This window comes from Streptomyces sp. NPDC055506, assembly GCF_053643595.1.
This window is the reverse complement of sequence record NZ_JBSHKH010000087.1, coordinates 22,171-35,268: the sequence shown is the minus strand read 5'-3', so window position 1 is coordinate 35,268 and position 13,098 is coordinate 22,171. Positions and strand designations below refer to the sequence as shown.

8 protein-coding genes are annotated in these 13,098 nt (G+C 72.6%); 6 read left to right on the top strand and 2 right to left on the bottom strand.

Annotated features, from left to right (window positions below; genetic code table 11):
- Positions 1 to 35: 35 nt before the first annotated feature.
- On the bottom strand, positions 36 to 1,652 hold the full coding sequence (locus ACWIF2_RS27685) for an NADH-quinone oxidoreductase subunit NuoF family protein (protein ID WP_189723533.1): 1,617 nt from the start codon (positions 1,650 to 1,652) through the stop codon (positions 36 to 38).
- Positions 1,649 to 2,914, bottom strand: coding sequence for a cytochrome b/b6 domain-containing protein (locus tag ACWIF2_RS27680; protein WP_454363469.1), 1,266 nt, complete (start codon positions 2,912 to 2,914; stop codon positions 1,649 to 1,651). The genes ACWIF2_RS27685 and ACWIF2_RS27680 overlap by 4 nt, the downstream gene beginning before the upstream one ends.
- A 465-nt stretch (positions 2,915 to 3,379) precedes the next feature.
- Here ACWIF2_RS27680 and leuS point away from each other — a divergent pair, with 465 nt between their 5' ends.
- The 6 genes from leuS to ACWIF2_RS27650 all read left to right on the top strand — a co-directional run bounded on the left by leuS (position 3,380) and on the right by ACWIF2_RS27650 (position 12,944).
- Positions 3,380 to 6,259 (top strand): leucine--tRNA ligase, encoded by a 2,880-nt coding sequence (leuS, locus tag ACWIF2_RS27675; RefSeq protein WP_454363467.1) that lies wholly within the window; start codon positions 3,380 to 3,382, stop codon positions 6,257 to 6,259.
- 160 nt (positions 6,260 to 6,419) lie between these two features.
- Positions 6,420 to 7,154: a hypothetical protein gene (locus ACWIF2_RS27670; protein ID WP_454363465.1), complete on the top strand. Its 735-nt coding sequence runs from the start codon at positions 6,420 to 6,422 to the stop codon at positions 7,152 to 7,154.
- A 72-nt stretch (positions 7,155 to 7,226) separates the two neighbouring features.
- On the top strand, positions 7,227 to 8,072 hold the full coding sequence (locus tag ACWIF2_RS27665; protein ID WP_454363464.1) for a DegV family protein: 846 nt from the start codon (positions 7,227 to 7,229) through the stop codon (positions 8,070 to 8,072).
- A gap of 132 nt (positions 8,073 to 8,204) precedes the next feature.
- Positions 8,205 to 9,398 carry a helix-hairpin-helix domain-containing protein gene (locus ACWIF2_RS27660; RefSeq protein WP_454363462.1) on the top strand — a complete coding sequence of 398 codons (1,194 nt, stop codon included), beginning with the start codon at positions 8,205 to 8,207 and terminating at the stop codon, positions 9,396 to 9,398.
- Complete coding sequence (locus tag ACWIF2_RS27655; protein ID WP_454363460.1) at positions 9,395 to 12,100, top strand: ComEC/Rec2 family competence protein; 2,706 nt, start codon at positions 9,395 to 9,397, stop codon at positions 12,098 to 12,100. The genes ACWIF2_RS27660 and ACWIF2_RS27655 overlap by 4 nt, the downstream gene beginning before the upstream one ends.
- 4 nt (positions 12,101 to 12,104) lie before the next feature.
- Positions 12,105 to 12,944 carry an arylamine N-acetyltransferase family protein gene (locus ACWIF2_RS27650; protein WP_454363458.1) on the top strand — a complete coding sequence of 280 codons (840 nt, stop codon included), beginning with the start codon at positions 12,105 to 12,107 and terminating at the stop codon, positions 12,942 to 12,944.
- The last annotated feature ends 154 nt before the right edge of the window (positions 12,945 to 13,098 follow it).

Below are 13,098 nucleotides of genomic sequence, written 5' to 3'. Positions count from 1 at the left end.
GGGCTCCCCCGGAGGGGAGCCCGCCGCACGTCTGCTCAGCGGCCGAGAGCGCGCCGTCCGCGGCCCTGGGAGAGGACCGGGAGGTTGCGGGACGACGGCGCGCCCTGGGAGCGCGTGTCCTCCTCCAGGCGCAGGGCCAGTGCCGGGCAGCGGCGCACCGCGCGTAGAGCCTTGGCCTCGGCGTACCGCGGCACCTGGGCCTGCGCCACGGTGGGGAAGCCGTCGGCGCCGAGCTGGAACACCTCGGGGAGGATGTCCGCGCACAGACCGTGGCCCCGGCACAGCGTCCAGTCGACGTAGATCTTCTGGCGGCTGGGGCCGTTCTCCTCGGACTCGCCGCCGCCCGGGATGCCCGTCGGGGCCCTGCCGCCCTCGAAGAGCGGCAGCACGCCCTCCACGGGCCTGCCGCAGCCGTTGCCGAGGACATGGGCGGCCAGGTCGTCCGTGAACGCCTTGATGGTCGACTCCAGGAACATCGCGGAGCCGTCCGGGTGCGAGCACGCGCCGCGCCGCTTCACGTTCTTGGCGACCTGCTTGACCGCCTCCAGGGCGGCCGGTCCGCCGCCGTTGAGGATGTCCTCCAGGCCGCGCGCGGCGGCCGGCAGGCCCAGGTAGCAGGGGCCGCACTGGCCCGCGCTCTCCTCGGCCAGCCACTGGGCGACCCGCAGCGACTCGCCCAGCGGGCAGGTGTCCTGAGTGATCGGCAGGATCGCTCCGGCGCCGAGCGCGCCGCCCACCGCGTCCAGCGAGTTGCGGGAGACGATCGCCTCGTTGACCGTCGCCGCGTCGATCCACTTGCCGTGGTAGCCGCCGGTGAGCACGCCCTGCGGCACCGGCGGTGCGCCGGCGAGCTGCAGGACGTAGCGCAGCGGGACGCCCGTCGGGACCTCGATCACCATGGGGCGTGCCACCGCCCCGGAGACCGTGAGCATGACGGTGCCCGGCTCGTCGTACAGGCCGGTGTTGCCGTAGCGCTCCGGGCCGATGCGGGCCGCGATGGCCAGCTGGGCGAAGGTCTCGGCGTTGGACAGCAGCGTGGGGGCGCCGCCGACGCCGTTCTGCGAGGCGCTGACCTTGCGGCCCGGAGGGACGGCGGGGCCGCCGTCGATCGAACGGATCAGCGACGCGGCGGCACCGGTGACCATACGGACCGGATTGCGCTGCACACGCGCGCGCAGTGCCGACCGGCGGCCGTTGTTGAGGCCGCGTTCGGCGAGCGCCGCCTCCATGGAGCGCTGTGTCGACTCACGGGTGACCCCCACCACGAGCGTGCGGGCACCCAGAGCCTCGGCGCACAGCAGCGCGCCGTCCAGGATCAGGTGCGGGGCACGGTTGATCAGCACCGTGTCCTTGCGGCAGGCCGGCTCGTCCTCGCTTCCGTTCACGACGACGACCGGCCGGATGCCGCGCTTGATCGCCGACTCGGCGACCGAGCGCAGCTTTTTGTGGAAGGGGAAGCCCGCGCCGCCGCGGCCCTTCAGGTTGATGCGTTCGGCGAGTTGCGCGAGCTGTTCGCCGCCCATCGGCTCGAGCGGCCCGTGCACCTTCAGATGCATGGGCAGATCGAGCCGATCGACAAGGTCGAAGCCCGACGTGAGCTGAGGAAGTCCGACGACGCGGACTTCGGGTACGTCGGGCAGAGCCTCGTTCACTTAAAGCCTCCGGAAGGCGTGTTCCAAGGTTCGCCCGATCCCGGTGCGTCGAAGTCATAGGACGCACCGGGCAGTGTTTCAGTGGCGGGACCGCTGTTGTACGTGTCGTTCGGGTAGTACGTGTCGAAGGCGGCGTTCGACTCACCCGTGTCGTACACGTCACTCGATCCATAGCCGGCGGCGCCTGGATTGCCATAGGCCGGGATGTTCTGTCCGGTGTCCTGCAGGGGGTCGTAGGGCGGGATGTTGAAGCCCGTGTCCTGGAGGGGGTCGTAGGCCGACGGCGGGGCCTCGCCGACCGGGGGCGGGGACGGGATCGGCCAGTTGCCGGAGGTGCTGGAGGGGCCGTCCACGAGCGGCATGCTCGCGGTCGGCTGCATGTCCAGCGGCAGTTCCGTGCGGGTGCTCGGGCCCGGCGCGAAGGGTTGCTGGCCCGGCGGAGGGCCGGAGACGGCCCGGTAGGCGGCCGCGAATCCGTTGGCGGGTTCCTTGGCCGCGGGGCGTTCCGCCTTCTCGTACAGCGGGCCCGACGGGGACGCGGTGGCTCCCCGGGGCGCGTCGCGGCTTTCGTAGCCCGGCAGCGCGGAGCCGCCGGTCGCCCGGGCCCGGCTCTCCTCCAGATCCCTGCGAGCCGAGGACTCCCCGGGGCCCAGGAGGGCGACGAACTTGTCGGCGATCTTGCGCTTGACCGGGCGCGGGGCGGCGCGCAGGGCGAGGGCGGCGGCCACTCCGACCAGGGACAGGCCGTACAGGATGACGAAGATCGGTTTGGCCGCGCGACCCGCGTAGAGCCCGTGGACGAGGGCGGCGCACCAGGCCGGGTAGGCCAGCATGTGCATGGCCCGCCAGCGGGCGGCGACGGGTGCGGGGGAGGCGAAGCGGTTGCGCAGTACGCCGGTGACGCCCACGAAGATCATGAGCATGCTGGCCAGGGTGCCGAGGCCGATGAGGAACGCCCTGCCCGTGACGGCCTCCTCACCGGTCAGGAGCAGCCCGAAGGGGATCACCGCGGCGACCCACGAGGTGTGCTCCAGCGCCAGCTTCACCCCGATGTGGACCAGGAGGAAGACGATCGAGGCGACCGCCGTGGTCCGGTGCACGGCCTGCGCCAGGATGCGCCTGCGTGTGTCGAGCAGGATCCGGTCCTGGGCGACGAGTCCCCAGATCACCGAGCAGGAGAGGCATACGAGGGACAGCACGCCGGCGCCGAAGTTGAGGAACTCGGCGAACGAGTCGTCCACCGTGGAGTCATTGGGGTTCACGGCCTGCCTCCCCACATCCCGGCGGCCGGGGGTAGCGAGGGGTTACTGCGATGAGGGTTCATGGGGGCAACTCCGAGCGGTTCGGGAAAGCGGTCCCGCTGCCGCACTCTAAGCGGAGCCATACCGATGGGTACGAGGTTTGAGTTATTGCGTTGTTATCAAAGGACAATATGGATGTTGTGATGTCCCTTAGTGACTATTACGCGAAGTAACCTTTGACCCTGGTTCAGCTTTTCGGGCACCGAGCGGCCCCCCGGAAGCGCGTCGCGGCGCGCTGGGGGCCTGCGGTACCCTAACGCCATGCGTGCCGTACGCCTTCTGCTTAGCGGGCCGCGCTGATCAGTCCCGGCCACCGGACGAGTCGAGTGGCCGGAATCGGCGCGGCGTCCCCTCCTGTGCGAGGGGATTTTTCGTTTCTCGAACCCACAGCCGCAGGCAGAGACGATCGATGGAGCTTTGAGGATCATGAGCGAGACGAACCCCGCTGCCGCCGCCGAGGTGGCGGCGCCGCACCGCTACACGGCCGCCATGGCAGCCGACATCGAGGCACGCTGGCAGGACTTCTGGGACGCCGACAACACCTACGGCGCGCCCAACCCGAAGGGTGACCTGGCGGGCGATCCGGAGACCGTCGCCAAGCCCAAGAAGTTCATCATGGACATGTTCCCGTACCCCTCCGGCGCGGGCCTGCACGTCGGCCACCCCCTGGGCTACATCGCCACGGACGTGTTCGCCCGCTTCCAGCGGATGACCGGCCACAACGTCCTGCACACCCTGGGCTTCGACGCCTTCGGCCTGCCCGCCGAGCAGTACGCGGTGCAGACCGGCACGCACCCGCGCGTGTCCACCGAAGCCAACATGGAGAACATGAAGTCCCAGCTGCGCCGGCTGGGCCTGGGCCACGACAAGCGCCGGTCGTTCGCCACGATCGACCCGGACTACTACAAGTGGACCCAGTGGATCTTCCTGCAGATCTTCAACTCCTGGTACGACCACGACGCCAGGCGGGCCCGCCCGATCGCCGAGCTGATCGAGCTGTTCGCCTCCGGTGAGCGGCCCGTTCCGGGACACACGCGCGCCTGGAGCGAGCTGAGCGCCGCCGAGCAGGCCGACGTCCTGGGCGAGTTCCGGCTGGCCTACGCCTCCGACGCGCCGGTCAACTGGTGCCCCGGTCTGGGCACCGTGCTGGCCAACGAGGAGGTCACCGCCGAGGGCCGCTCCGAGCGCGGCAACTTCCCGGTCTTCAAGGCCAAGCTGCGCCAGTGGAACATGCGCATCACCGCCTACGCCGACCGGCTGCTGGAGGACCTGGAGGAGCTGGACTGGCCCGAGGCCATCAAGCTGCAGCAGCGCAACTGGATCGGCCGCTCCGAGGGCGCCCGCGTCGACTTCCCGATCGAGGGCGAGCGCATCACCGTCTTCACCACCCGCCAAGACACCCTGTTCGGCGCCACCTACATGGTGCTGGCCCCCGAGCACCCGCTGGTCGAGAAGTTCACCCCGGCCGCCTGGCCGGAGGGCACCCACGAGGTGTGGACCGGCGGCCACGCGACCCCCGGCGAGGCCGTCAGCGCCTACCGCGCGCAGGCCGCCTCGAAGTCCGACGTGGAGCGGCAGGCCGAGGCCAAGGACAAGACCGGCGTCTTCATCGGCGCGTACGCCACCAACCCGGTCAACGGCGAGCAGGTCCCGGTCTTCATCGCCGACTACGTGCTGATGGGCTACGGCACCGGCGCGATCATGGCCGTCCCCGGCCACGACTCACGCGACTTCGAGTTCGCGCGCGCCTTCGAGCTGCCGATCCGCTGCGTGGTCGAGCCGACCGACGGCCGCGGCACCGACCCCGCCACGTGGGACGAAGCCTTCGTGTCGTACGACGCGAAGATCGTGAACTCGACGGGCGCCGATGTCTCCCTGGACGGCCTGGGCGTCGCCGAGGCCAAGGCGCGCATCACCGAGTGGCTGGAGCGGTCCGGCGTCGGCGAGGGCACCGTCAACTTCCGGCTGCGCGACTGGCTGTTCAGCCGCCAGCGCTACTGGGGCGAGCCCTTCCCGATCGTCTACGACGAGGACGGCATCGCCCACGCGCTGCCCGAGTCGATGCTGCCCCTGGAACTGCCCGAGGTCGAGGACTACTCGCCGCGCACCTTCGACGCGGACGACGCCGACACCCAGCCCGAGACGCCGCTGTCCCGCAACGAGGACTGGGTCAACGTCACGCTGGACCTGGGCGACGGCCGCGGCCCGCGCAAGTTCCGCCGCGAGACCAACACCATGCCCAACTGGGCCGGTTCCTGCTGGTACGAACTGCGCTACCTGGACCCGCACAACAGCGAGAAGCTGGTCGACCCCGAGATCGAGCAGTACTGGATGGGCCCGCGCGAGGGTCAGCCGCACGGCGGTGTCGACCTGTACGTCGGCGGCGCCGAGCACGCCGTACTGCACCTGCTGTACGCCCGCTTCTGGTCCAAGGTGCTGTACGACCTGGGGCACGTCTCCTCGGCCGAGCCGTTCCACAAGCTGTTCAACCAGGGCATGATCCAGGCCTACGTCTACCGCGACAGCCGGGGCATCGCGGTACCGGCCGCCGAGGTGGAGGAGCGCGACGGCGCCTACTACTACCAGGGCGAGAAGGTCTCCCGGCTGCTGGGCAAGATGGGCAAGTCCCTGAAGAACGCCGTCACTCCGGACGAGATCTGCGCCGAGTACGGAGCCGACACGCTGCGCCTGTACGAGATGGCGATGGGCCCGCTGGACGTCTCCCGGCCGTGGGACACCCGCGCGGTGGTCGGCCAGTTCCGGCTGCTGCAGCGGCTGTGGCGCAACATCGTCGACGAGGCGACCGGCGAGGTGACCGTCGTCGACGCCGAGCCGGACGTCGAGACGCTGCGCGCCCTGCACAAGGCGATCGACGGGGTGCGCGGTGACCTGGAGGGCATGCGGTTCAACACCGCCATCGCCAAGGTCACCGAGCTGAACAACCACCTGACCAAGGCGGGCGGTGCGGTCTCGCGTCCGGTCGCCGAGGCCCTGGTGCTGATGATCGCCCCGCTGGCCCCGCACGTCGCCGAGGAGCTGTGGCGCAGGCTGGGGCACACGGACTCGGTGGTGCACCACGACTTCCCGGTGGCCGACCCGGAGTACGTGGTCGACGAGACCGTGACGTGCGTCGTGCAGATCAAGGGCAAGGTCAAGGCGCGGCTGGAGGTCTCGCCGGCCATCTCCGACGACGAGCTGGAGAAGGTCGCCCTGGCGGACGAGAAGGTCGTCGCCGCGCTGGGCGGGGCCGGGATCCGGAAGGTGATCGTGCGGGCACCGAAGCTGGTGAACATCGTCCCGGCGTAGGCGCGGGGTCTGACCGGTCTCCATCAGGGTGCTCCCCTAGTGGTCGTCCGATGGTCCTCTACGGGCAGGTTCGGGGTTCTTCCGGAACTCCGGACCTGCCTGTTGCGTTTACCGTTGAAGAGCGGCGTGAGGTGTGCCGCGATGTCTGGAGGAGGAGCCGGTGGAAGCAGTGATCGCAGTGTTCGCCCTGCTCTTCGTGCTCTTTCTCGGGCTCGGCGTCTACGCGACGGTGAAGGTGGTCGGTGCGGCCAAGCGCGGTGTGGACCGCGGCCTCACCCAGGCCCGCCGCACCGTCGAGGACCACACCCTGCGGGTCAAGTCCTTCGCCCAGCCCGGCGCCGCCGGTGAACTCGCCCAGCTTCGGCTGAGCCTGCGCACCTCGATGCGCGCCACCCAGGACGCGCTGCACGCGGCCGTCGCCGAGGACGTCTCCCTGAAGGAGTCCCTCGGCCTCTTCGAACGGCTCAGCGCGCACGGCCATGAGCTGGACGACGAGCTGAAGCGCCTGGAGGCCGAGCCGGACCGCGGCGCGCTGACCCAGCGGCTGCCCGAGCTGCGCGAGCGCACCGAGCGCATCACCCAGTCCGCGGACGCCCTGCGCTGGGCGGCACGCGACCGGGCCCGCCGCTTCGCCGAAGACGACCTGGACACGCTCAGCGCCCAGATCGACGTGGAGGCCGGGGCGCTGCGGCACTGGACGGCGCCGGAGTCCGAGCCCACCTCGCGGCCCTGGCCCGAAGCGCCCGCCGCCGACGCCACGGCAGCCGGGCAGACCTGGCCGGAAGCCCCGCAGCCGAGCCCTGAGCAGGAGCCGGCTCGGCCCGCCATCACCCCGCCGGGACCGCGCCCCACCTACCCCTGGCAGAAGAAGGCCCGCCCCGAGAGCACCACTTGATCCGGCCACTCGCGCCACGGGGCACCGGGGCCGGGCTGCCGCACGGGCACTACGGCAGGTAACCTCCAGCTCATGTCCCGCCATGTCGCGATCGTCACCGATTCAACGGCCTACCTGCCGGCCCGGACGATGGAGCGCCACGGCATCACAGCGGTACCCCTGACGGTGGTCCTCGGTGACCGGGCGCTCGAAGAGGGCACCGAGATCTCGACCCGTGCTCTCGCCCAGGCTTTGCAGAAGCGGCGCCCCGTGACGACCTCGCGGCCCAGCCCCGCCGTCTTCGAGGAGACGTACCGCAAGGTCGCCGAGTCCGGCGCCACCGGCATCGTCTCCCTCCACCTCTCCGCCGAACTCTCCGGCACCTACGACGCGGCCGTCGTGGCCGCGCGGCAGGCGCCGGTGCCCGTGCGGGTGGTGGACACCGGCATGATCGCGATGGCGCTCGGGTTCTGCGCGCTCTCCGCCGCGGAGGCCGCGGAGTCGGGCGGCACGGTGGACGAGGCCGTCACGGCCGCGGAGAAGAGGGCCGCGGGCACCTCCGCCTACTTCTACGTCGACACCCTCGACTACCTGCGCCGGGGCGGCCGTATCGGTGCCGCGCAGGCCCTGCTGGGTTCGGCGCTCGCGGTGAAGCCGCTGCTGCAACTGGCCGACGGCCGCATCGAACCGCTGGAGAAGGTGCGGACCGCGTCCAAGGCGATCGCCCGCCTCGAGGAGATCGCGGCCGACCGGGCGGGCAGCGCGCAGGTCGATGCCGCCGTCCACCATCTCGCCGCCCCGGACCGGGCGTCGGCCCTCGCCGACCGGTTGCGGACGCGGCTGACCGGGCTGGCCGATCTGCATGTCAGCGAGGTCGGGGCGGTGATCGGGGCGCATACGGGGCCCGGGCTGCTGGGAGTTGTGGTTTCGCCGCGGTGAACGTTGCTGTGGGGCTTCGAGCACGGGCTCCGGTCACCCGTGTGAGTGGCGGAGTTGTCCACAGCCGGGCGGTTGTCCCCGGGAATTGACCAAGATCATCGCGGGTGGGCCGAGGTGGCCGATCCTCGTCGCATGGCACTTCGATCACGTTCACGTACGACGACTGCGACCAGCGGCCCGGGCCGTGGACCCACGTCCGACGGCCGCGTCCGCCACAGTCGACGCCCTCCCGTCGTTCACAGTCGACGCCCGCCCGTAGTGCGCGGCCGGGCCCGGCGTCGGCACGCCTCGGCGGAGGAACTGCGGCGGCGGGCGGAGACGCTGTTCGGGGAACACGGCGCATGGGCCGGGTCTGCTGAACGGGTCGGGGAGCGGCGGGAGTCGGGGCAGGGGCCGCCGGTTCGGGGGCGGCCTTCCTGGGCTGTCGTGGAGACGGCTGACGGGGACCGCGCTCCCCAAGGGCGGGATCGGCGGGAAGCCGATGGGGAGCCAGGCTGGGAGCCAGGCTGGGAGCCAGGCCTGGAACCCGACGCCGTCCCGGTCGAGTCGGACAGCGGGGACGGCCGCGTCGCGGAAGGGGCCTGGCGGGAGCGGGCCGGGCTCGCGCTGCGGGAGCGTATGCCGCTGTGGTTGCAGGCCCGGTGTGGGCTGGAGCGGCGGAGCGTGCTCGCTCTGAGCCTGGTGCTCGTCGTGGCCGCGGTCTTCGCCGTGCAGCATTTCTGGACCGGCCGGACCCAGTCCGTGCGGCCGCCCGAGGTGGTGCGAGCGGCGGCGCCGTACGGGGAGCGGGGCCAGGACGGGCAGACCGAGCAGGACCGAGGACCGGGCGTGCCCGCGGGGGCGGCTAAGTCGACAGGTGCCGCGGGGCAGCCCGAGATCGTCGTGGACGTCGGCGGCAAGGTCCGTGATCCCGGAATCCATCGGCTGCCGGGCGGTTCGCGCGTCGCGGACGCCCTGCGTGCGGCCGGCGGTGTGAAGCCAGGGACGAATACCGACGGTCTCAACCGTGCCCGCTTCCTCGTGGACGGCGAACAGGTGGTCGTCGGGGGACCGGCCCCCGCGGCGGGTACCGGGGCGGGCGGCACGGCTGCCGGAGGCCCGGCCGGTGGGACGGCGGGCGGCGCGATGCCGGCGGCTCCGGTCTCCCTCAACACGGCCACCGCCGACCAGCTCGACACCCTGCCGGGTGTGGGCCCGGTGCTGGCGCAGCACATCATCGACTACCGCACGCGGCACGGCGGTTTCCGTTCCGTGGACGAACTGCGCGAGGTGAACGGCATCGGCGACCGCCGCTTCGCCGACCTGCGGAATCTCGTACGGCCATGAGGACGGCCCCTGACTCGCCGGTGCGGCGGGACGAGGCCGCTCCTCGGGGCGCTGGGGGCGCTCCCTTGGGCAGTCCCGAGGCCGCTCCCCGGGGCACTCCCGGGGCCGCGTCCGCGCCCGCCCGGTCGTCCGTGCACGCCTCGTCCGGGCAGCGGCTCGGCACGGCCCGGCCGCGCCAGGAAGGGCCCACCGACCTGCGGCTCGTGCCACCCGCCCTCGCGGCCTGGGGCACGGCGGCGCTGGTGCTGAGCGCATCGCCGGGGTGGGCCGCGGGCATCGTGGCCGGCTGTCTGCTCGCGGTCGGGCTGCTGCCGCTGGCCCGGAGATCCGGGACGGCGTCCTGGCCGCGCGCGTCGGCTGCCGCCGTGCTGCTCTGCGTCGCCGCTGCCGCCGCCTCGGCCGGGCTGCACGGGGCGGATCTGCGCCGGGGGCCCGTGCCCGGCCTGGCGCGGGAGTACGCCACGGTGACCGCCGAGGTCGAGCTCACCTCCGACCCCCGTCTGACCCGCCCCAAGGTCCGGGGCGATCACGTGGCTCCCACCGCCGTGCTGGTCGATGCCGAGGTGCTGCGGGTCCAGGAGGCGGGTGGCACGACGACGGTGACGCGGACACCGGTGCTGATGATCGTCGATGTGAGGCCGGCCCGCCGGGGTGCCTGGGGAGGGCAGCCGCGGCCGCGGCCGCAGTCGCAGCCGGCGGCCGGTGAGCGGGTGCGGTCGCCGTGGCTCGGGCTGCTGCCGTCGACGCGGCTGCGGGTCAGCGGGCGGCTGGTGCCCGCGATGGCGGGCGGTGACCGGGTCGCGGCCGTGCTGAGGGTGCGGGACCAGGGCGTACCGCAGGTGGTGGGAGAGCCCTCGAGGGCTCAGCGGCTCGCCGGGCGGCTGCGAGCCGGGCTGAGGGAGGCGACCAGCGGGCTGCCGGCGGATGCCCGGGCACTGTTGCCGGGGCTGGTGGTGGGAGACACCTCACGCATCACCCCGGAGCTGGAGGAGGCCTTCAAGGAGACCGACCTCACGCACACACTCGCCGTGTCCGGGGCCAACTTCACGATCCTCCTCGCCCTGCTGCTCGGACCGCCGGGCCTGGCGCAGCACGTCGAACGGCGGGGGATCGCGCCGCGCCTCGGTATCTCCCTGCGCGGGACGGCGGTGCTCGGGGGCGCGCTCTCCCTCGGGTTCGTCGTGGTGTGCAGACCGGATCCGAGCGTGGTGCGGGCCGCGGCCTGCGGAGCCGTCGCGCTGCTCGCCCTCGCGACCGGCCGCCGGAGGTCCCTGATCCCGGCGCTGGCGACGGCGGTCCTGCTGCTGGTGCTGTACGACCCGTGGCTGGCGCGGAGTTACGGGTTCCTGCTGTCCGTCGTGGCCACCGGGGCGCTGCTCACGCTCGCGCCGCGGTGGAGCGCCGGGCTGCGGCGGCGCGGGGTGCCGCCCAGGCTCGCCGAGGCGCTGGCCGCCGCAGCCGCCGCGCAGGCTCTGTGCGCACCCGTGGTCACCGTGCTGTCGGCGCGGGTGAGCCTGGTCGCGGTGCCGTGCAATCTGCTCGCGGAGATCGCGATCGCGCCCGCCACCGTGCTGGGCTTCGCGGCCCTGGCCACGGCACCGGTGGCGATGCCCGTGGCCAAGGCCCTGGCGTGGTGCGCGCATTGGCCCGCCGAGTGGATCGCCGAAATCGCCCGGACCGGGTCGGCACTGCCGGGCGCGGGCGTGGACTGGCCGGGCAGCTGGGCGGGTGCGGCGCTGCTCGCGGCCGTGACCCTGGTGGTGCTGCTGGTGGGGCGGCGGCTGCTCGGACATCCGTGGTGGTGCGGGGTCTGCGGGCTGCTGCTGGCGCTGGCGGTGGTGCAGCCGCCGCCGCTGACCCGGGTGATCACGGGCTGGCCGCCGCCGGGCTGGCGGCTGGTCATGTGTGATGTGGGGCAGGGCGACGCCATGGTGCTCGCGGCGGGCGAGGGCACCGGCGTGGTGGTGGACGCGGGGCCCGACCCGCAGCTCGTCGACCACTGCCTGCGCGCACTCGGCATCACCAGGATCCCGCTGGTCGTGCTCACCCACTTCCACGCCGATCATGTGGCGGGACTGCCCGGTGTGCTGCGCGGACGGGCTGTGGGCGCGATCGAGACGACGGGCTTCCAGGAGCCCGCGGTCCAGGCCGCGTTCGTCCGGAGACAGGCGGCGGCCCGGCGGGTGCCCGTGACGAGCGCCGCCGCCGGGGAGCAGCGCCGTGCGGGCGGGTTGTCCTGGCAGGTCGTGTGGCCGCCACCGAGCCCGCCACCACCGTCAGCCGGCTCGCCGGCTGGCTCGCATCCGCAGGCGCTCCCGGCTCACCCGGAGCCGGAGGGGCCGAACGACGCCAGTGTGGCCATGCTCGTCCGGACAGCGGGGCTGCGGCTGTTGCTCCTCGGGGACCTCGAACCCCCGGCCCAGCGGGCGCTGGCCAGGTCACCGGCGGCCGAGGCGCTGGCCGGCGTGGATGTGCTGAAGGTCGCTCATCACGGCTCGGCCTACCAGGATCCCGGGCTCATACGCCGGGCGGCACCGCGGCTGGCCCTCATCAGCTGCGGCGCGGACAACACCTACGGGCATCCGGCGCCCGGCACGGTGGCGGCGCTGCGCGCCGGGGGTGCGACGGTGCTGCGGACGGACCGGGACGGCGCACTGGCGGTCGTAGGAGAGGGCGGAGAGCTGCGGGTAGCGCGAGACTGAGGGTATGAACTCAGCACAGGTTGATGCCTATCTCCGCCGCCTGGGGGTCGAGCCCCCGGCGTGGCCCACCGTCGACGCGCTGCGCGAGCTGCACCTGCGGCATCTGCGGACGGTGCCGTTCGAGAACCTCTCCATCCATCTCGGCGAGGAGATCGTGCTGGAGGAGAAGCGGCTGCTGGACAAGGTGGTGGGCGCCCGGCGGGGCGGGTTCTGCTACGAACTCAACGGATCCTTCGGGGCGTTGCTCGCCGCGCTGGGCTATGAGGTGTCGCTGCTCGCCGGGCGGGTGTACGGCGACGAGGAGCGGCTCGGGATCCCGTACGACCATCTCGCGCTGCGGGTGCGGACGGTGGACGGGGGCGACTGGCTGGCCGACGTCGGGTTCGGGGCGCACAGCCACCTTCCGCTGGCGTTCGGCGAGCGGGGAGAGCAGGAAGACCCGGGCGGCACGTTCCGGATCGTGGAGGCGGGGCCGGACGCGGCCGGGGTGCGCGGCGGACACGCCACCGTGGAGGCGGCGGACCTGCGGGTGATCCGTGACGGCAGGCCGCAGTACCGCCTGGAGGTGCGGCCGCGGGCGCTCGGTGACTTCGTGGCCGGGGCGTGGTGGCACAGCACGTCGCCGGTGTCGCACTTCACGCGGTCGCTGGTCTGCTCGCGGGTCACGGAGGACGGAGGGAGGATCACGCTCAGCGGACGCAAGTACACGGTGACGGCGGCCGACGGGACACGGGAGGAGCGGGCGCTGGAGACGGACGAGGAGGTGCTCGGGGTGTACCGGGACCGGTTCGGGATCGAACTCGATGCGGTGCCGGTGGTCCGGGACACCGGCCGGGAGGGCTGATCCGGGCCGGCAGGGAGAGCTGGTCCGGGCCGGCCGGGAGGGCTGATTCGGTCCAGAAGGTGCACACCGTCCACACATGGTTCACATGGTTCCAGTCGGTTCTACTCGTGCGTAGTCCCATCACATGTGCTGGATTCCCGTGATGTGGTCGCGT